The sequence below is a fragment of the Chryseobacterium sp. MYb7 genome (genome assembly GCF_002979455.1).
Classification (GTDB): domain Bacteria; phylum Bacteroidota; class Bacteroidia; order Flavobacteriales; family Weeksellaceae; genus Chryseobacterium.
The window spans coordinates 203,901-224,467 of sequence record NZ_PCOU01000003.1 but is presented as its reverse complement, the minus strand read 5'-3'; the positions used below and the strand labels follow the sequence as shown (position 1 = coordinate 224,467).

Genomic DNA, 20,567 nt, shown 5'->3' with positions numbered 1-20,567 from the left:
AAGTGTGTTTTATATTAAATACGTTATTTTAACTGTCCCTGAAAAATAAGAGACACCAATATATAATAAATAACAAGCATTGGGATTCCTACAATCTGGAATATTGCAAGAATGGCAATTCCTCCTACCAGTAATACTACTTTAGGATAGTTGTCTTTTAATTGTTTGGATTTGAATTTCATGGCCATCATCTTAATCGGGCTGATCAGAAGCCATGAAGTAAGAAGAGTCAACAGAACCAATAGCAGCTCATTATTGAATAAAAAATCAAAAGTTCCTGTTTCTTTAAACGCGTAATAAAGTCCAAACAACAAAACAGTATTTGTAGGCGTATTCAATCCTTTAAAATAATAACGCTGTTCTTCATCAAGGTTGAAGATCGCCAGTCTCAGGCAGGAAAATATAGTCACAATTAGTCCAAGATACTTGATCTCAAACGGAAAGTGAATCCCAAGCAGCTCAGCACCAAACGGTTCCAACGCTTTATACATCGTAAGTCCCGGAATTACCCCAAAGCTCACCATATCCGCAAGAGAGTCCAGCTGAAGCCCCAGATTGGAGTTTGATTTTACTGCTCTGGCTACAAAGCCGTCAAAGAAATCGAAAATTGAAGAGAGAATAAGGCAGATTGCTGTAGTCTGATAATCTCCTAAAATTAAATGTATTGCCCCTACACAGCCTGCAAATAAATTAGCCAGGGTTAAGGCATTGGCAAGATTATTCTTTATAAAATTCATAGACACAAAATTACAGTTTTTAGAAATTCTAACTCAAAATAATCTGAACTAAAAAATGCATTAAAGTGATTTTGATGTAAATTTGTCTCATGAAATTTTTAAAAGGATTGAGAAAACAGGAAGTTCTGGCACTCGTTTACAGGATTTTTCTGGCCTATGTTTTTTATCAGATTGCCAGACTTTTATTCTGGTTTTTTAACAAAGATCTGATTAAAGTTGACTCTGTTTCAGAATACATAAAGCTGGCTTTCCACGGTACGGCTTTCGATACCACAGCTATTTTGTATGTGAATGCCTTATTTATACTTCTTAGTTTATTGCCGTTAGTAATCAATACAAAGAAAGTTTTTCAACAAATTCTTTTCTGGCTTTATTTCATTACCAACGGGATTGCTTATGCGATGAATTTCGGCGATTTTATTTACTACAAGTTTGCACAGGCTAGGCTTACTTCTGCCGTATTTCAGGTAGCAGAACATGAATCTAATGTTTCCAAAACATTGATGATCTCTGTTGGGGAGCACCCTTTTGTACTGATCTGGTATATAGTTTTGATGATTCTTTGGGTTTTCCTTTACAAAAGAGTAAAAGTAGAGGATGTGAAGCCTTCGAAGCTGGTTCCTTATTTTCTGACTTCCATTATTACTCTATGTATTACAGCAGTGCTGGTTGTGGGAGGGATCAGAGGAGATTTCAAACACAGCACAAGACCCATTAATATGGTAGATGCTACCCGTTTTGTAGCCAATCCGCTTCAGGGAAATATAGTGCTCAACAGTACATTCTCCTTTTTCAGAACTTTAAATACCAATAACTTTAAGGAAGTTCATTTCGTAGATGAAAAATATATTGAAGACAATGTACACCCTTATAAAGTATACGATAGAAAGGTGGAAAACCGCCCCAATATTGTTATTTTCATTGTAGAATCTTTCGGGAGAGAATATTCCGGAGCTTTTAATAAAGATAAAAATATCAAAGATTACGTCTCTTACACACCGTTTATGGATAGTCTGGCTGGTCAAAGTCTTATATTTCCTAATACTTTTGCGAACGGAAGGCAGTCTATTCATGGGATGAGCAGTGTATTGGCGGGAATTCCGAGTCTTACTGACGCTTTTACAGGCTCTCCGTATTCCAACCAAAAAATTCAGTCCATTGTTTCTGTGTGTAATGATCTGGGTTATGATACTTCTTTTTATCATGGTGCACCTAACGGTTCAATGGGATTCCTTGGATTTGGAAATATTTTAGGATTTAAACATTATTTCGGAAAAACAGAATATAACCACGATGAAGATTTTGATGGTATGTGGGCCATCTGGGACGAACCCTTCTTACAGTATTTTGCTAAAAATGTAGGAAAGAAACAACCTTTTATGACGACTGTATTTACCGCTTCATCACATCACCCTTTTAAAATTCCTGAAAAATACAACGGGAAATTTAAAAAAGGAAAAATACAGATGCATGAGCCGATACAGTATACCGATTACGCGATTAAAAAATATTTTGAAACTGCTAAAAAGCAGCCTTGGTACAATAACACCATTTTTGTTTTCACAGGAGATCATACCAACCAGGTATATTATCCTGAATATGAAAGAGCGATGAATCATTATGCTGTTCCATTAGTTTTCTACTCTCCGAATCCTGCTTATCAGCTAAAAGGAGTAAGCCAGGAAATAGCCCAGCAGGCCGATATCTATCCTACATTGGCAGACCTTATCGGGTATAACAAACCAATAAGAAGCTGGGGGAGAAGCTTGGTAAGTGATAAAAAATATCCTTTTCTCGTAGTCAATTCAGATGGAAGTACAGATCAGTTCATGATAGGAAATTATATTTACCGATTTGATGGCAAGGAAATCATTGGAGTATATGACAAATCAGATTTGAGTCTTGAAAAAAACATCATGAATGAAATTAAAAATCCTGAAGTGGAAGCCGGAAAGAAAACGGCGAAAGCATGGTATCAGGATTATATGGATAGGGTGATTAACAGGAAGCTTTATTAAGGCTTGGAAGGTAAACTTTGAATTCGCTTTATTGTCTTTCTTTACCTCTTTATGCTTTGTATAACAAAAATTTTTGTTCGTTGAAAATTAATTTATATTTTTATCAATACGTAGATAAGAATATTGTATAAAAATTAAAACTATAAGAAATATGAAAAAATTATTGTTAACGTTCGCGCTTTCTTTTTGCGGTGTGCTTACATTTGCACAGATAGAAGGTAAGTGGAAAACGATAGATGATGAGACAAAACAGGCGAAATCTATTGTTGAAGTGTACAAAAAGTCAGATGGTAAATACTATGGAAAAGTTTCTCAGCTATTAATCAAACCTGCTGATCCGAACTGTACAGTTTGTAAGGATGACAGAAAAGGGAAACCAATTTTAGGATTGGAAATCATCAGAGGATTGAAAAAAGACGGTGATGAGTTCACCGGAGGAACCATTACTGACCCTAAAACAGGAAAAACATACAAGTGTACCATTACAAGAAGCGGTGATAAGCTGAACGTAAGAGGTTACTTAGGATTATCTTTATTAGGAAGAACCCAGGTTTGGGAGAAAGCTAATTAATTTAAGTTTAAATAGAATTTTAGATGACATCTCAGAAACGGGATGTCATTTTTTGTGGATAAAAATTCTCTGTAAATTCTTCAGGACCTGGAAAAGCCACAGGAAGCAAGCAGAAAGCAGGAAAATTGATTTTAAATCCAGTTAATATTCTGACTTCTCTTGGAAATGAAGAGGCTTTTTATGATGTGTATAATAAAAAAACACTATTTTTGTAGTCTAAATTTTTCGAATAAATATGGCAGAATATACTTTTCGTGAGGTAATTGCACAGGCAATGAGCGAGGAAATGCGTAAAGACGAATCCATTTTTTTAATGGGGGAGGAAGTTGCAGAATACAATGGTGCATATAAAGCTTCAAAAGGAATGCTGGATGAGTTTGGTCCTAAAAGAGTAATCGATACCCCAATTGCAGAACTTGGTTTTACAGGAATTGCGGTGGGCGCTGCGATGAATGGTAACAGACCAATTGTAGAGTATATGACATTCAATTTCTCATTGGTAGGAATTGATCAGATTATCAATAATGCGGCAAAAATCCGTCAGATGAGTGGAGGACAGTGGAATTGTCCAATCGTTTTCCGTGGTCCTACAGCTTCTGCAGGTCAATTAGGAGCTACCCATTCTCAGGCTTTTGAAAATTGGTTTGCAAACATTCCTGGTCTTAAAGTAGTGGTTCCTTCAAATCCTTACGATGCGAAAGGGTTATTGAAAACTGCAATTCAGGATAATGATCCTGTTATTTTCATGGAATCTGAGCAGATGTATGGAGATAAAATGGAAATTCCTGAAGAAGAATACTACTTACCATTAGGGAAGGCAGATATTAAGAGAGAAGGTACAGACGTTACTTTAGTTTCTTTCGGTAAGATCATGAAGCTGGCTTTACAGGCTGCTGAAGATATGGCGAAAGAAGGAATCTCTGTAGAGGTTATCGATCTTAGAACGGTTCGTCCTTTGGATTTTGATACTGTTTTAGCTTCCGTTAAGAAAACAAACAGATTGGTTATTTTAGAAGAAGCTTGGCCATTTGCTTCTATATCTTCTGAAATTACTTATATGGTACAGCAAAAAGCATTTGACTATTTAGATGCTCCTATCAAGAGAATTACCACTCCTGATGCACCTGCACCTTACTCTGCAGCATTGTTTGCAGAATGGTTCCCTAAGCTTGAAAAAGTAAAAGAGGAAATCAAAAAAGCGATGTACGTAAAATAGTAATAGAAAAAAACTTCCGAAAGGAAGTTTTTTCATTTATTATATTCATGAAGAAAAATTCTTGACGTCATAAATTTAGTATAAATTTGCGCCTTTAAAATAATTAAGCTGATATGGCAGAAGTTACAGAAGATGGCTACCACTTCGACATAAAGAAACTTTCTTTTATGGGAGTTTTAGTGTCTCTAGGAATTGTTTTTGGAGATATTGGTACCTCTCCGCTTTACGTAATGAAAGCAATTGTGAATGCAAGATCTCAAGGGAGCAATATGCCTTTCAATGAATACATAGAGGGTGCGCTCTCCTGTATTATTTGGACCCTTACTCTTCAGACCACAATCAAATATGTGATCATTGCCCTTAGAGCAGATAATAAAGGTGAAGGAGGAATTCTGGCTTTGTTTTCATTAGTAAGAAACCTCAAGAAAGGATGGTTGTATCTCATTGCAATTGTGGGTGCAGCAGCCCTTATTGCAGATGGAGTAATTACGCCCTCACTGACGGTAATGTCAGCCATTGAAGGTCTTGAAATTTATAACCCCCACACACCTGTTGTTCCCATTACCATCGGAATTCTGATTGTCATTTTTGTGGTGCAGCAGTTCGGAACCAGCTTTATCGGAAAGTTTTTTGGTCCGGTAATGGTTGTTTGGTTCCTCATATTAGGAGGTTTGGGAGTAATGCATTTGAGCGAGAATTTTGAGATTTTAAGATCTTTTAATCCTTACTATGCTTATAAGCTTATTGCCAACTCACCAAGTGCAATTGTGATCTTAGGAGCTGTTTTCCTTTGTACAACTGGGGCAGAAGCACTGTATTCAGATTTAGGGCACTGTGGTGCTAAAAATATCAGAATAAGCTGGGCATTCGTTAAGATTATGCTTATTCTTAATTACCTTGGACAAGGTGCATGGCTTTTGACCAATTACAACAAACCTGGATTCTCCGTAGTAAACCCTTTCTTTGGAATTATGGAAGAATGGATGATCATTCCGGGAGTAATTTTAGCAACAGCCGCTGCAATTATTGCCAGCCAGGCATTGATTACAGGTTCTTTTACCATATTCTCAGAAGCAATGTCTCTTAACCTTTGGCCAAATCAAAAAATTGATTACCCTTCCGGAGTTAAAGGACAGATGTATATCCCAAGAATCAACTGGGGGCTTCTTATTCTGTGTATCATTGTAGTTCTTCACTTCAGAGAATCCGGGAAAATGGAAGCCGCATACGGACTGTCCATTACAGTAACCATGTTGATGACAACCATCTTGCTGGTGTTCTGGCTATTGAAGCATAGAGTAAGCAAAGTGCTGATTTTGGTTTTTGCATTAGTGTATATGGCTATCGAACTAGGTTTCTTTAGTGCCAATATCATCAAATTCATGGAAGGAGGATGGATTACTGTAGTATTAGCTGGTTCTATCGGACTTTCTATGTATGCATGGTATAACGGACGATTGATCAAAACAAGATTTATCCAGTTTGTGAAAATTGAAAAATACGTGTCTATCCTTAAAGACATGAAGCTGGATGAAACCATCCCGAAATATGCTACCAACCTGGCATATCTGAGCCGTGCAAAAAGAAACGATGAGGTAGAATCTAAAATTATCTATTCCATCATCAAAAAGCAGCCGAAAAGAGCAGACCATTACTTTATCCTGAGTATTGTAAACCAGGAAGATCCATATACTTTCAGATATACAGTAGACGAAATTCTTCCGGGTACAGTGTACAAAATCAATTTCCTTTTAGGATTCAAGGTAGACCGAAGAATCAACGATTATTTCAATATGGTCCTTAAAGATTTAATGGCAGACGGAACTATTCCTTCAAGAAGCAGCCACCCATCTTTAAGAGCTCACGAAATACCGCCGGATCTTAAATATGTGATCATAGATAATACTTATATCAACGATATACTTTTAACTGTTAAGCAAAAGATTATTCTTAACATTTACAACTTTGTGAAGTATATCGGAAGTGATGACTTTAAGGCTTGGGGAGTATCTTCCCACAACGTTGAAGTGGAATCTGCCCCGATTACAGAATTAACAGTTTACGATAATAAGATTGAGCAGTCCGGGTATTTCCGTCACAACTCTTAACCCACTAGCAGTAACCATACTATCTATTTAAATAAAATTCAATAAATTTGTAGATAATTTTTTTAATGGATACAATACAAAAAGAAAAAAATATAGCTTTGATCAAGGATGTTTTGAGAAACTACTTATTAGAAAAAGGGTTCCGAAACACACCTGAAAGATATACGATATTGGAAGAGATTTATAATATGGATCATCACTTTAACGTTGATGATCTGTATCTTCTGATGATGCAGAAAAAATATCATGTTTCCAAAGCTACCATTTACAACACGATTGAAATTTTCCTTGATGCAGGCCTGATCCGTAAGCATCAGTTCGGAGAAAAGACATTGACCTCTTCATCTTATGAGAAGTCTTATTTTGACAAACAGCATGACCACCTGGTGATCTACAAAAAAGACTCTGACAAGGAGATTGAAGAAATTATTGAATTCTGCGACCCAAGAATCCAAGGAATCAAAGAAGCCATCGAAGAAGCGTTTGGCGTAAGAATTGATTCTCATTCGCTATATTTTTATGGCACTAAGAATGACTAATTAATGAGAATAATCCTTTTTCTGTTACTCTTTATTTCTACGCTGAATTTTGCGCAGGATAAAACCCCTGTCAAGAGAGATCCTTATTTACAGACTCCCGCCCAGCCTAAGCAGGTGCAGGTAAGACCTGAAGATAAAGTAAAGATCATCCACGCAGATGAAATCAAGAAAAACCCTGAAAAATACGACGGGAATCAATATTTTACCGGGCATGTTCAGATTGAGCACCAAGGCTCTATTCTTACAGCGGATGAAGTGGTTTTGTATAATGAAGAAAACTTTGTAAAAGCCATTGGTAATACAAGGCTTCAAAATACAGATGGCTCTGTCATCACAGCAGGAGAAATGGAATATGATGCCAATACCCAAAAAGGTGTTGCCAGAAAAGACGTTGTCTTAACTGACCCAAAACAAACCATAAAAACAGATATTCTGTATTATGACAGGCTGGCTAATCAGGCTTATTTTAATACAGGGGGAACAATCTCTGACGGTCAGAATGTAACCTACGCCAAAGTAGGAACCTATTTCCTGAATACCAGAGTAGTAGATCTTACCGGTAACGTTAAAATTGAAACCCCTCAATATACCATAGAAGGTCCGAATATCAAACAGAATCAAAATACGAAGATTGCTGATTTCTTAGGACCTACAACTATTACCAGTAAAACCAATCCAAGAAACAGAATCTATACGGAAAAAGGGACTTATAAAATGGATTCCAAGGAGGCTTTTCTAACCAAGAACTCCAGGATATTTTATAATGAGAAAATCCTTACCGGTGATGATATGTACTACAATCAGATTACAGGATTCGGTAAAGCAACAGGAAATGTAACCCTTGATGATCCCAAAGAAAGAAGATATATAAAAGGCGGTTACGGAGAAATCTTTGAGAAAAAAGACTCCGCCATGATGACGAAAAACCCGTATGCGGTGAAAGTGATGGAAAAAGATTCCATTTATTTTGCATCAGAAAAAATTATCTCTTATCAAAGACCGGATTCACTGGATATCAAAGTTAAGAAAAGCTATTTACGAGCCTTTAAAAAAGCGCGTATTTATAAGTCCAATGCACAAGGAAGAGCAGATTCCATCGCTTTCAATGAGACAGACGGAGTAATGCATATGTATACTAACCCTATTCTTTGGAGCGGTGAAAAACAGGTAACCGGAGATAAAGTAGAAGCTTACTTTAATACCAAAACGGAAGATATAGACTCATTAAAAGTAATCGGAAATGCATTTGCGATCAGTAAAGTAGATTCTCTGACTCTGAAAGATGAATTCAATCAGGTGAAAGGAAAATTTATGACTGTTTACTATGAGAAAAATGCCATTAAAGAAGCAAGAGTAGTTGGGAATGCCCAGTCTATCGTTTATGTGGATGATACCGATCAGGAAACCAAAAAACCGGAAAGAATAGGAATTACCCTTTCTAACTGCGGGATTATTGGAGCATTATTTGAAGAAAGAGCACTGCAGATTATCTCGTGCAGTATTGGTGCTGTTTCAGATACGTATCCCATGAGTAAAATTGAACCTTCAAAAAGAAAATTTGCTGATTTTAACTGGAATACAAAAGACAGGATCCGAAAATGGCAGGACATTCTAGTAGATACCCCAAACAACGAGGAAATAAAATACACAGCTGATAGTGAGCTCTTCGATAAAGCGCAGAAAGCGATAGACGATGAAAAAGCAAAAGAAGAAGCTAAAAAGCCTAAACGAACAAGAAAATAATACAAAAGACCAGTACTCACTGGTCTTTTTTGTGGATTAATTTCAGCGTTTAACGAATCTTTTATAGCTTTGCTGAAATTTTTGGAGACAATGGAAATGCATAAAGATTTTTTTATATATCAGGCTCAAACCACAAAATTCGCTGCAGGCTTTGAAGTGGAGAAAGCGGTAGGAAGTTATATTTTTGGAACAGACGGAAAAAAATACCTTGACTTTGTAGCGGGGGTTTCTGCTAATACACTGGGGCATTCACATCCTAAGATTGTGGAGGCAATCAAAGAGCAGGCCGATAAATATCTTCACGTGATGGTTTATGGGGAATATGCACAGGAAAAGCCCATCGCATTATGCAGACTGCTTGCAGAAGCTACTCCGGATCCTCTAGAGGTTACTTACCTTGTGAATAGCGGTGCTGAAGCCATTGACGGAAGCTTGAAGCTGGCCAAAAGATATACAGGAAGAGAAGAAATTGTTTCTTTTAAAAACTCCTACCATGGGAACACTCATGGTGCTTTAAGTGTTTCAGGAAACGAAGCCCATAAAAGAGAGTTCCGCCCTTTACTGCCGATGGTTTCTTTTATTGAATTTAATAATGAAGCAGACTTCGATAAAATCACAGAAAAAACTGCTTGTGTGATCCTTGAAACCATTCAGGGAGCAGCAGGGTTTTTAGTTCCAAATAATGACTATCTGATCAAGCTGAAGAAAAGATGTGAAGAAGTAGGTGCTCTTTTGATTTTGGACGAAATTCAGCCCGGATTCGGAAGAACAGGAAAATTATTCTCTTTCGAACACTTTGGAATCGTTCCGGATATCCTTGTAATGGGTAAAGGAATGGGAGGAGGTGTTCCTGTAGGAGCTTTTATGAGTTCCAGAGAAATTATGGAAGCCCTGTCACATTCACCAAAGCTGGGCCATATTACCACTTTTGGAGGAAATCCACTGATTGCAGCAGCAAGTTATGCCACATTAAAAGAAGTGCTGGAAAGCGGCTTAATGAACGAAGTAGAAGAAAAAGAACAGCTGTTTAGAGAGCTCTTGGTACATCCTAAAATCAAAAATATCAACGGTAAAGGTTTAATGCTTGCCGTGAATCTGGGAACACCGGAATACACGCTGGAAGTAGCCAAAAAATGTATGGAAAAAGGATTGGTGGTTTTCTGGCAGCTATACAGAAATGAATACCTGAGAATCTCTCCACCCCTTACATTATCTAAAGATGAAATCAGAGAAGGATGTCAGATTATTCTTGATATACTGAACGAAAATTAAAGATAAAATCTCTCCTTTCCGGAGAGATTTTTTTATGCTTTACATGGTATAAATAAGCCTTAAAACTTAATGTAATAAAGATTTAAATCCTGTGATAAATATCATACAGATTCTATAAAAAAGTAATTGTTTTTTTGCATAATAAAAAAATTAATTTATATATTGCGGGACGATAAAACAAAGATTATATGGCGAAACATAAAGTCCATTACGAATTTCCAATGCACTGTTTATCAGAGATTTTATACGAATATCTGGCGACTGCAGAGGGATTGTCTGAATGGTTTGCGGATGAGGTAACAGAGAAAGGCGATGATTTCTTTTTTAGCTGGGGCGGAGGACCTGCTGAGAAGGCCACTTTGATCAGATATAAGCCTGAAGGTTTCGTACGTTTCAGATGGGAAGAAGATGAAGGAACAAAAAATTTCTTTGAAATGACAATCACAATTGATGATATTACAGAAGATCTGGCTTTAAATATTACAGATTTCTGTGAAGAAGGTGATGAAGAGGAAAATGCAATGTATTGGGAAAATCTTATTGAGAACCTGAGAATAAAACTAGGTGCGGCATAATACCGGGCTATATTAAATGATAAAACTGATGAACGATTTATCGTTCATTATTTTTTTGTAAATAAATCACATCAAAAATTGGAAAATCAATATTTTACATCAGACGAGTTAAATGTAAAGAACAGAGCCTTTCTTTGGGGAGACTCAGTGAAGGTTTCTTTCTTTGTAAGAAATGGTGGATTGATCATGGACGAAGAATGCTATTTTTTCCTGATGGCTTCCATGAGAAAGATGAGACTGAATATTCCTTTAACCTACACACTGGAGTTTTTCCAGACCCTTTTTCAAAAAGAAATTATTGAAGGTAAAGGAGTAAAGAACGGAATTATCAATTTCCAGGTATTCAGAAATAATGATGGAGTAACATTAGCAAAATCTTCTGTTTCCTATTTTTACGAAGTTTCAGAAATGGCTGATGTGCTTGCAGTTCATCAAAGAACTTTAGAATTAGATTTGACGAAAGAAATTAACGTTAATAATAACCTTCTGAGCAATATCAGGGTTCACTGTCCGGAAAATATCTACGGAACTATTTACGCACAGGAAAACGACCTTGATGACGTGATTCTGTTGAACCCTAATAAGAGAATTGCACGTACCACTGTGGGAAATCTTCTTTTTTTGGAAGGTAACGTTATTAAAGTACCAAAACAGACTGAAGGAGCCTACATTTCTCCATTGATGGAAAATTTTGTTACTTTTTTACATAAAAATAACCTGGCAGATATTCAGGAGCACGAAATTATTGCATTCGAATCTCAAAAAGCTGAAGAAATTTTAATGATTTCTGATGAGAAAGGTATATTTTCTGTAGGTAAGATTAGAAATAAGACTTTTGAAAACTCCCGTTTCTCAGAATTGGTAGAAAGCTGGAAGAAAAGTTTTAATCAATAAAAATTGACAAACCCGGTAAACAACAAAGTTCCAGAAGTCCTTTACCGGGTTTTATTCTGATTAAATCAGAATTTGTATTTTATTTAATATTCGTTGATGACTTCAACGAATTTCTGTGCAATTTCTTTTTGTCCCTTCGTGCTGGTGAGGTACTCTCGGTCTTGTGTATTATTAATAAATCCTAGCTCTACCAATACAGCTGGTGCTTTGGTTTCTCTTAGAATATGAAGATTGCGTCCTTCTATTTTGCGGGTATCAAATTTTTTAGAAATTTTTTCAGCCAATTGTTTTGAACCTTCAGAATTCTGAACATAGATTTCAAAACCATGATCAGGAGTTTCTTTTTTGAGATCTTTGTTAACGTGAAGGGAAATCACCATTTCAGGATTCAGCTTGTTGATCTGATCTGTTCTCTCAAAAAGAGTTGGGAATTTATCAGAATCTCTCGTTAAAATAACTTCATATTTATCCTGACCTTCATTGATTTTCTGGATTTCCTTAGCAATACTTAAAGAAATATTTTTTTCCAGAATTTCACCATAAGTAGCCCCAAAATCATTTCCGCCATGGCTGGCATCTATGACAATGTATTTTTTATTGATAGGAGTAAATGATAAAAAAGCTGTGGAAAATATTGATAAAGCAAGTAATGTAATACCTTTCATATCAGTGATTTTAGTTTGTCAAAGAACGGAAAAACTTTCTTTAAAATTGGTTAAAGGAATCTTAAAGTTTGTTAATTGTATCAATGGTGCGGAAAATACACTTTTTAGTTCAGCGAAATGTCCTCCGGAGAGTTAGCCCAAAGAAGAAATTCTCCCCCAAGATTCTGCATGATGGATTTCCAAAGCGTCTGATCATTAGGAAGGGTGTAATCGAGATTATAAACATCCACTACCGTCCACATTTTTCTTTGAACTTCAGTATCCAGTTGATTAGGAGACCATCCTGAGTATCCTGAAAATATTTTAATATGCTCAATATCCAGCTCACTGCTCAAAACAGCATTAATGATACGCTCAATATCTTCAGTAAGGTAATATTCATCAGTGATGTCCGTATATACTTCTGTAACCCTTTTACCTTTTACGATGAAGAATACTTTGTCGTTCTCTACAGGACCGCCATCATATACCTCAATTTTAAAGTCAAAAAAATCTTTGAACTTGCTACTCATCTGGCTGTTCTTTTTATTTAATATCAAGCCAAATGCACCACTTTCATTATGTTCAATAACCAATACAACCGATCTGGAAAAAAGATCGCCGGAAATGTCAGGTGTCGAGATTAATATTTTACCTTTGTATGAGTGATTCATACTCAAATTTAATAAAAAATATTTATGGAAAACCTGCACGACAAAAGAAAAGTGTACGATAAATCCCAACTTATTGAAAGTGAGATAAAACAAAATCCAATTGAGCAGTTTAGAGACTGGTTTTTGGAGGCAAGTGAAAGCCCAGTGATCTCAGAAGCTAATGCTATGGCTGTTTCTACAGTAGAGGAAGATGGGTGTCCTCGAACAAGAATGGTACTCCTTAAAGCATATACCCATGAAGGGTTTATTTTTTACACCAATTATAACAGCAGAAAAGGGAAAGCAATAGAAAATAATCATAAAGCATGTCTGCATTTTTTCTGGCCTAATCTTGAAAGGCAGATCATTATCAAGGCAGATCTTGAAAAAGTGGCAGAAAACCTGAGTGACGGTTATTTTCATTCCAGACCAAAAGGAAGCCAGTTGGGAGCTGTAGTTTCTCCACAGAGTCAGGTGATTCCCAATAAAGAATTCTTGGAAGAGAAGCTAAGAGAGTTGGAGAAAGAATATGAAAATACAGAAGTTCCAAGACCAGCCAATTGGGGCGGTTATCTCGCAAGACCTTATGAAATTGAATTCTGGCAGGGAAGACCAAACCGTCTTCATGACAGGATTATTTATCAGCTTGAAGATCTGGATTGGAAAATATCAAGACTGGCACCGTAATGGGATAATTAGAGGTTAAAAGCTAGAAGTTAGATGGTAGTGATGATGTTTTTAAAATATGATACCGGCATCCTGAAAATATTAAATTTTGTAATATCAATATGAGCGGGCTTTAGCCCGCTTATTTTATAGAGGCTTTAGCCAAAACTTAATAATTCTTAACCCCTTAAAACGTCTTAATGGTTTAATTTTCTATCACTATTGGCAATAAAAAAAGGCTGTTTCTTAGAAACAGCCTTGAATTTTTGTAATCTGAATGATTATTTTTTCTTAGCACCTGAAACTGCATTTGATAAATCAGCTCCAGCTTTGAATTTAGCAACTTTTTTAGCAGCAATTTTGATCGGTTTTTTAGTTGCAGGGTTAATACCTTGTCTAGCCGCTCTCTCAGCTACTGAGAAAGTACCGAAACCTACTAAAGAAACTTTTCCATCTTTTTTCTTTAAAGTAGTAGTTACGTTACCAATGAAAGATTCTAAAGCAGCCTTTGCTGCAACTTTAGTGATACCTGCATCTTTTGCGATTGCGTCGATTAATTCAGACTTGTTCATAATTTTTAATATTAAAGTTAGTTCGTAATTATAGCAAATATAATACTATTTTCTAATTGTGCAATTTTTTTATTAAAACTTGTAAAATTTTTTTGCTTTTCGGTGAAAACAGTTAAAATATGATAATTCCACTTTTCACGGAAAATCTACGTTACAGGTTACTAAAATCATGCCAAATGCTTATGTGTATTGACTTTAGCAAAAAGTTAATATTATTTTTCGTATTTATTAAATCCTAAATCCTGTATAAACAATTAATTTTTTTGACCATATGATTATTAAATCTATAAGTAATTTTCAGAATCCTTGTGTTTTATAAAATTAAACCCCTGTGTTTGTGGGAGTTTTAAAATCATACGAAAGGTCTGTTTTATTAATTTTTATTAATAAATTTGCATCATGTTAATAGAAGTTTTTAAGTCTAAGATTCATAGGGTGAGAGTAACAGCCTCTGACCTTAATTATATAGGGAGTATAACAATAGATGAAGATCTTATAGAAGCTGCCGGTCTGGTAGTGGGAGAAAGGGTCTATATTGTAAATGTGAACAACGGAGAACGTTTTGATACCTACGTGATCAAAGGGAAAAGAAAATCTGGAGAAGTATGTCTGAACGGGCCTGCTGCAAGAAAAGTACAGAGAGATGATATTATCATTATTATTGCTTATGCTCAGATGACCCCGGAAGAAGCAAAAGACTTCCAGCCGAAGATCGTTTTCCCGGATGAAAAAACAAACCTTCTTACGTAGTCCATGGAGAAAACATCAAAAAGCCCCGTAAAATCAATACTTACAATTGTAATATCGCTTGCTTTTGCAGGCTTTTTTTTATGGCTTGCCTTAAGAGGACTGGATTTTAAAGTGATTCAGAAGTCTCTGGCAAAAGCAAATTATCTTTGGGTCTTGTTTGCATCCGTATTTGGTCTTCTTGCCTATTGGCTTAGAGCGATCCGCTGGAATCTGATGCTGGAGCCAATGGGACACAGAATTTCAAATTCCAATGCCCTATGGTCCATATCATTTGGATATCTGATGAATCTTACCATTCCAAGAAGTGGAGAAGTAGCAAGAGCGACAGCTTTATATGGAGTAGAAAAAGTACCTGTTGATAAATCTATTGGGACTATTATTTTGGAAAGAGTAGTAGATCTTATGTGTATGATGGGATTTTTACTTCTAACAGGAATTTTTAAATTTAATGCAATTCTGGCTTTCTATCATTTTGTAATGGATAAGAAGGATGAGAAAGAAGAGTTTGTGCCTAACTTTTTTGAAAGGCAAATGATGAAATTGGGAATAAGTGATTTTGATTCTTTTTATTTATGCGTTAAAATTGGACTTGTAATACTGGTTTTAATTGGTTTAGGCCTTCTTTATAAATATAAAAAAGAGAAACTTATCAATTTTGGAAAAGGAATTCTTCAAGGGTTAACCTCCATCTTTAAATTAAAAGAAAAAGGAAAATTCATCCTTTATACATTAGGAATCTGGATTTGCTATTATCTGGCAGCTTATCTTGTATGTTTTGCCCTTCCTGAAACCTCAGGGTTTACTTTTGCAGATGGGTTCTTCATTATTGTAGTGGGAACATTGGGAATGATTATTCCTGCCAGCGGAGGTATTGGAGCGTATAATCTTGCAATGAAGTACGGTTTTATGGCACTCTTTATCTCAGTAGGAAAAAGTGCAGATTTTGGAGGTGAAATGGGGCTTACTTATTCTTTTATTTCTTTACCGCTGCAGATTGTGATTATGCTGGTAATGGGATTGATTTCGATTCCTATGCTGGCAAAAGCAAGAAATAAGGCAATATCTGATAGAGAATTTGAAAATTAATTCAATACATTTTAATAAATACAAGGTTCAATTTTTTAATTGAACCTTTTTTATGATCATTTTCTGACTTAAATCGTTTTAATTGAGCTTTATAAAATATTTTTTAATAAATAAATTTGGTCAATTCGTAAATCACTTCTATCTTAATGCGAAAAATAATTCATAATATAAAACACTATGGCAATTAATCTACAGAAAGGGCAAAAGATCGAGATAGGATTAACGAAAATGACGATTGGATTAGGCTGGGATCCCAATGAAGGAACCGGCTACGATTTTGATCTGGATGCTTCTGCAATCATGATTGATTCTGACAGAAAATTAGTAAGCGAAGAATACTTTGTTTTTTACAATAACCTGAATTCTCCGGATGGAGCACTTACCCATACCGGCGATGATCCGAGCGGTAAAAACAGTGATGGCGACGATGATGAAGCTATCGTTATAGATCTTGATAAAGTAGATTCAAGAGTGGAAGAGATTCTTTTTGTAGTCACCATTGAAGATTTTGAAAGAAGAAGACAGAATTTCGGACAGGTAAGAAACTCTTATATCAGAGTTGTGGATAACCATTCTAACCAGGAAATAGCAAAATATGAACTGGACGAAGATTTCTCTATTGAAACAGGAGTAGAGTTCGGAAGGCTTTACAAAAGAAACGGAAGCTGGAAGTTTGAAGCTTCGGGAATAGGATACAGAGCAGATCTTGGTTTCTTTCTCGAGAAATATTACAAAGGGCAAATCATCAAATAAAATCATCAAATACACAAAAACGATAACTATGGCAATTAATTTACAAAAAGGACAAACGATAGATTTAAGGAAGAATGACCGCGGAGAAAGCGTTTATGATCTTTCAAAAGTGACCATCGGCTTAGGCTGGGATGTAAGAAAACAAGGCAGTGGATTCTTTGGAAAGCTCTTCAGCAAAGAAGCTGAATACGATCTTGATGCAGTAGCATTTCTTTTAGACGGCAACGGAAAAGTAGCCAACTTGGGAAGAACAGTGCAGACCAATGACGGAAGACAGATGGGACTTTACCAGGGAGATGTGGTGTTCTTCAATTCTATGCAGCACCCAAGCGGGAATGTATGGCTTACGGGAGACAACAGAACCGGAGCAGGTGATGGTGATGATGAGCAGATTATTGTGAAACTGGATCAGCTGGATCAGAGCTATCAGAAAATTGTGTTCATTGTTACCATTTATCAGGGAAGAACCAATAACCAGCACTTCGGAATGATCGAAAATGCATTTATCCGTGCGGTAGATGCTTCAGGAAAAGAAATTACAAAATACAGCCTCTCTGGCGATTCAAGTATGAATGGTAAATGTGCAATGGTTTTTGCAGAAGCATACCGTCATAACGGAGACTGGAAATTCCGTGCTGTGGGAGAGCCGCACAATACAGATAACTTTATCGATATTCTGAGACAGCAGTACGCTTATTCCAACTAGATTTTTAAATTTTTTCAACTCACATAAAAGCCGGCTTGGAAGTCTCCGACTCCCTCCGCCGGCTTCAGAATTAATACTTGTCTATAATGAGCAGGAGATTATTAGCTTATTTTTTATTAGATACTTCGGGGTCTATGAACGGAGAACCTATTCAGGCATTGAATAATGGTTTTAATGGCCTTATCAGTATGCTTCGGGCAGATCCGCAGGCGATGGACAGCCTGCACTTAAGCGTCATTACCTTTGATAGAGAGGTTAAGAATATTATACCCTTAACAGATCTGGCCAGTTTTTATCCTATGGAGATTACTTGTCCGGATAGTGGCCCAACCCATACAGGAGCGGCTTTGGAAATGGTTTCTGAACTGGTTCAGAGGGAGATTGTAAAAGAATCTGCCGATGCAAAAGGAGACTGGCAGCCGTTACTGTTTATTTTTACAGATGGGAAACCTTCGGATATTCAGAAATACAGACAGATGATCCCTGTGATCAGAGGACTGGAATTTGGCGCTATCGTAGGGTGTGCTGCAGGTCCGAAAGCTGATGAACAGTTTCTGAAAGAATTGACGGATCATGTCGTAAAGCTTGATACTACAGATGCTATTACCCTTTCTTCCTTTTTCAAATGGGTGAGTTCTTCCATTACACAAGGAGGACAATCGCAGAATACGGGAGAACATATCACATTGCCTCCGCCACCATCGGAGCTAAATATTATTATTTAAAAAATTGTCTTTACACAATGAGAAGACTGCCTATTTATTTTTTAGTAGATATCTCCGAATCTATGGTAGGAGAACCTATTGAGCAGGTACAGGAAGGTATCGCCAATATCATCAGGGATTTAAAAAAAGATCCGTATTCACTCGAAACGGTTTATATTTCTGTAATAGGTTTTGCGGGAGAAGCGGAAGTGATTACTCCGATGCAAGATATTATCAGTTTTTATCCGCCTAAAATTCCGATTGGAAGTGGGACATCCCTTTCTCAGGGCTTAATCAAAGTGATGGATTGTATCGACAGGGATATTGTGAAAACAACGTATGAAAGAAAAGGCGACTGGAAACCCATTGTCTTTCTTTTCACAGACGGTGTTCCCACTGATGATGCTACCAAAGCCATTGAAAGATGGACTCATAAATACAACGGGAAATCCAATACGATTGCCGTATCTATTGGGGAAAATACCAATTATAAACTGCTTGGTTCTCTGGCAGATAATGTTTTGCTATTCAATAATTCCGATGAAAATTCTTACAAAGAGTTTTTCAAGTGGGTAACAGATTCTATTAAAACTACCAGCCAGAGTGTAACAGAAGCTAAAAAAGAAGGAATTAATTTGTCTAAAATCGATTCCATGATTCTTGAAAAAGTAGATCCTGAAATGGAACAGAGATTCCCGGATAATAACTTTGTTGTGTTAAACGGGAAGTGTCAGGAAACGGAAAGGCTTTATTTGATGAAATTTAAAAAAGCATTTGCAGAATCCAGCATACCGGGAATGGCTACAAGATATTACAGACTAGACGGAGCATATAAAATTGATGAAAAAGCCTACTACAGACTTTCCTCCAATCAGAAAACCCATCTTAAAATTAATATTGAAGAACTGGATGGAGGGACTTCATGCCCACATTGTGCGAATCCTATTGCATTAGCTACCTGCTCATGTGGAGGAATTCACTGCCTGAGAGGAGAAGGATACAGCAAATGTCCATGGTGTGGAACTTCCGATTATTATGGATTTTCTGGTGGAGGATTTGATATTAACAGAACCTTGGGCTAATGATGGGTAAATTTTTCAGGAAATCAGCTGCTGAATCCAAACTAAAGACGATGGAACAGGCTGTTATTTATAAAGAAAAAGAAGAATTCAAAGACGTTCATTGGGTATTGAAAAATGCCAGTGCCAAACAGTTCTATGAGTTCAGCTTCGATATGGAAGACTTTCCCAATATTAAGATTAAGAATATCGAAAACCTGGAAGAAACAGGGCTCGCTTTTGAAAATAATACAATTTCAGGAACTCCCTTGACGAATAATATGTATCATCTGGATGTTCAGTTTTATCACGCTCATGATCAGAATCAGCTTGAGACAAAGAAAATACAGCTCTTTGTCAACGCAGATCCAAAAGACTTATGGAAAAATATTCCAAGTGATAAAAATGCTGCTTTTTATAAATTGGAAGAAGACTCATTCAAAGGTTCTTTTTCAGATAAAAAGATAGTTGTAGCCTCCAAAAGAGGCCGTTCCCATGCTCATGAAGGTAAATTTCGTGAAGATGATTTTGCTGTGAATAACCTTCCCGAAGATTGGAATATTATTTCTGTTTCAGATGGAGCCGGTTCGGCAATAGCAGCAAGAGAAGGTTCAAGAGTGGCAACAACAACGATCAATCAGTTTTTTAGCTCACAAGAGATTTTAAACCAGATTGACAATAACATCAACATTCTGTATACCGTCCAATCTTCCAGTGAAGAACAATCGGAAGCTAAGAAGAATATCATCAATGTTTTATCGGAAAGTGTTGTACATGTTTATCACGCATTAGAAAAAATAGCCGCAGAAAATGAACTTTCTGTGAATGATCTGCATGCAACCCTTATTTTTACTTTGGTTAAAAAGTTCAGTTTCGGATATGTTATTCTGAGCTTTGGAGTAGGAGATTGCCCCATCAATCTGATTAACACTGACTTTTCTGAAGTAAAACTTTTAAACCAAATGGATGTGGGAGAGTTTGGTGGTGGCACTCGTTTTATCACCATGAAAGAGATTTTTAATGAGAAAATAGCTTCCCGTTTTAGAATTACGTGTGTGGAAGATTTTTCTTATCTGGTACTGATGACGGATGGTATTTATGATCCTAAATTTACCACAGAAAATAAACTGGAAGACACAGAAAGCTGGAAATCACTTTTTGAAGACCTTGCCGGAAATAATGATGACCGGACGAAAGTGGATTTCAACAACGATGAAAAAATTGGTGAAGAACTTTTAATCTGGAGCGATTTCTGGAGCAGAGGAAATCACGATGACCGTACACTGGCTATAATCTATTAAT

Annotated in this window: 21 protein-coding genes; 17 read left to right on the top strand and 4 right to left on the bottom strand. The window is 36.4% G+C overall.

Features of this window, described 5'->3' with window-relative positions:
- Positions 1-23: 23 nt before the first annotated feature.
- Complete coding sequence (locus CQ046_RS04545) at positions 24-737, bottom strand: CDP-alcohol phosphatidyltransferase family protein (RefSeq protein WP_105701123.1); 714 nt, start codon at positions 735-737, stop codon at positions 24-26.
- An 89-nt stretch (positions 738-826) separates the two neighbouring features.
- Here CQ046_RS04545 and CQ046_RS04540 point away from each other — a divergent pair, with 89 nt between their 5' ends.
- The 9 genes from CQ046_RS04540 (at position 827) to CQ046_RS04500 (ending at position 11,673) form a co-directional block, all read left to right on the top strand.
- Positions 827-2,755 carry an LTA synthase family protein gene (locus tag CQ046_RS04540; RefSeq protein ID WP_105701122.1) on the top strand — a complete coding sequence of 643 codons (1,929 nt, stop codon included), beginning with the start codon at positions 827-829 and terminating at the stop codon, positions 2,753-2,755.
- Between the two features lie 151 nt (positions 2,756-2,906).
- Positions 2,907-3,326 carry a DUF2147 domain-containing protein gene (locus CQ046_RS04535; RefSeq protein ID WP_105701121.1) on the top strand — a complete coding sequence of 140 codons (420 nt, stop codon included), beginning with the start codon at positions 2,907-2,909 and terminating at the stop codon, positions 3,324-3,326.
- Between the two features lie 235 nt (positions 3,327-3,561).
- Positions 3,562-4,542, top strand: a complete 981-nt coding sequence (locus tag CQ046_RS04530) for a pyruvate dehydrogenase complex E1 component subunit beta (RefSeq protein ID WP_034696867.1) — start codon at positions 3,562-3,564, stop codon at positions 4,540-4,542.
- Positions 4,543-4,655: 113 nt separating this feature from the next.
- Positions 4,656-6,650 (top strand): KUP/HAK/KT family potassium transporter, encoded by a 1,995-nt coding sequence (locus CQ046_RS04525; protein ID WP_105701120.1) that lies wholly within the window; start codon positions 4,656-4,658, stop codon positions 6,648-6,650.
- Positions 6,651-6,715: 65 nt separating this feature from the next.
- Positions 6,716-7,189 (top strand): Fur family transcriptional regulator, encoded by a 474-nt coding sequence (locus CQ046_RS04520; protein ID WP_089689882.1) that lies wholly within the window; start codon positions 6,716-6,718, stop codon positions 7,187-7,189.
- 3 nt (positions 7,190-7,192) lie between these two features.
- Positions 7,193-8,932, top strand: a complete 1,740-nt coding sequence (locus CQ046_RS04515) for an OstA-like protein (protein WP_105701119.1) — start codon at positions 7,193-7,195, stop codon at positions 8,930-8,932.
- A gap of 96 nt (positions 8,933-9,028) precedes the next feature.
- Positions 9,029-10,204: an aspartate aminotransferase family protein gene (locus CQ046_RS04510; RefSeq protein WP_105701142.1), complete on the top strand. Its 1,176-nt coding sequence runs from the start codon at positions 9,029-9,031 to the stop codon at positions 10,202-10,204.
- A gap of 188 nt (positions 10,205-10,392) precedes the next feature.
- Complete coding sequence (locus tag CQ046_RS04505; RefSeq protein ID WP_034696870.1) at positions 10,393-10,779, top strand: START-like domain-containing protein; 387 nt, start codon at positions 10,393-10,395, stop codon at positions 10,777-10,779.
- Between the two features lie 78 nt (positions 10,780-10,857).
- Positions 10,858-11,673 (top strand): aminotransferase class IV, encoded by an 816-nt coding sequence (locus CQ046_RS04500; RefSeq protein WP_105701118.1) that lies wholly within the window; start codon positions 10,858-10,860, stop codon positions 11,671-11,673.
- An 83-nt stretch (positions 11,674-11,756) separates the two neighbouring features.
- On the opposite strand, the gene CQ046_RS04495 is transcribed toward CQ046_RS04500, so the two are convergent.
- Both CQ046_RS04495 and CQ046_RS04490 read right to left on the bottom strand, forming a co-directional pair.
- Positions 11,757-12,338: an N-acetylmuramoyl-L-alanine amidase gene (locus CQ046_RS04495; RefSeq protein WP_105701117.1), complete on the bottom strand. Its 582-nt coding sequence runs from the start codon at positions 12,336-12,338 to the stop codon at positions 11,757-11,759.
- A 104-nt stretch (positions 12,339-12,442) separates the two neighbouring features.
- The gene (locus CQ046_RS04490) at positions 12,443-12,991 is read right to left on the bottom strand and encodes a YqgE/AlgH family protein (protein ID WP_105701116.1); all 549 of its coding nucleotides are present in this window, start codon (positions 12,989-12,991) and stop codon (positions 12,443-12,445) included.
- A 24-nt stretch (positions 12,992-13,015) separates the two neighbouring features.
- On the opposite strand from CQ046_RS04490, the gene pdxH reads away from it, so the two are divergent.
- Positions 13,016-13,657, top strand: coding sequence for a pyridoxamine 5'-phosphate oxidase (pdxH, locus tag CQ046_RS04485; protein WP_105701115.1), 642 nt, complete (start codon positions 13,016-13,018; stop codon positions 13,655-13,657).
- 260 nt (positions 13,658-13,917) lie between these two features.
- On the opposite strand, the gene CQ046_RS04480 is transcribed toward pdxH, so the two are convergent.
- Complete coding sequence (locus CQ046_RS04480; RefSeq protein WP_002976900.1) at positions 13,918-14,208, bottom strand: HU family DNA-binding protein; 291 nt, start codon at positions 14,206-14,208, stop codon at positions 13,918-13,920.
- A gap of 399 nt (positions 14,209-14,607) precedes the next feature.
- On the opposite strand from CQ046_RS04480, the gene panD reads away from it, so the two are divergent.
- The 7 genes from panD (at position 14,608) to CQ046_RS04445 (ending at position 20,566) form a co-directional block, all read left to right on the top strand.
- Positions 14,608-14,958: an aspartate 1-decarboxylase gene (gene panD, locus CQ046_RS04475; protein ID WP_029294648.1), complete on the top strand. Its 351-nt coding sequence runs from the start codon at positions 14,608-14,610 to the stop codon at positions 14,956-14,958.
- 3 nt (positions 14,959-14,961) lie between these two features.
- On the top strand, positions 14,962-16,044 hold the full coding sequence (locus CQ046_RS04470; RefSeq protein ID WP_105701114.1) for a lysylphosphatidylglycerol synthase transmembrane domain-containing protein: 1,083 nt from the start codon (positions 14,962-14,964) through the stop codon (positions 16,042-16,044).
- A gap of 177 nt (positions 16,045-16,221) precedes the next feature.
- Entirely contained in the window at positions 16,222-16,797 is a 576-nt protein-coding gene (locus tag CQ046_RS04465; protein WP_103232447.1) for a TerD family protein, read from the top strand.
- A 28-nt stretch (positions 16,798-16,825) separates the two neighbouring features.
- Entirely contained in the window at positions 16,826-17,503 is a 678-nt protein-coding gene (locus tag CQ046_RS04460) for a TerD family protein (protein WP_105701141.1), read from the top strand.
- Between the two features lie 86 nt (positions 17,504-17,589).
- Positions 17,590-18,228 carry a vWA domain-containing protein gene (locus tag CQ046_RS04455; RefSeq protein ID WP_105701113.1) on the top strand — a complete coding sequence of 213 codons (639 nt, stop codon included), beginning with the start codon at positions 17,590-17,592 and terminating at the stop codon, positions 18,226-18,228.
- A 17-nt stretch (positions 18,229-18,245) separates the two neighbouring features.
- Positions 18,246-19,289 (top strand): TerY-C metal binding domain-containing protein, encoded by a 1,044-nt coding sequence (locus CQ046_RS04450; protein WP_105701112.1) that lies wholly within the window; start codon positions 18,246-18,248, stop codon positions 19,287-19,289.
- A complete protein-coding gene (locus tag CQ046_RS04445; RefSeq protein WP_105701111.1) occupies positions 19,289-20,566 on the top strand; it encodes a PP2C family serine/threonine-protein phosphatase in 1,278 nt (425 codons plus the stop codon). The genes CQ046_RS04450 and CQ046_RS04445 overlap by 1 nt, the downstream gene beginning before the upstream one ends.
- Position 20,567 lies beyond the last annotated feature (1 nt).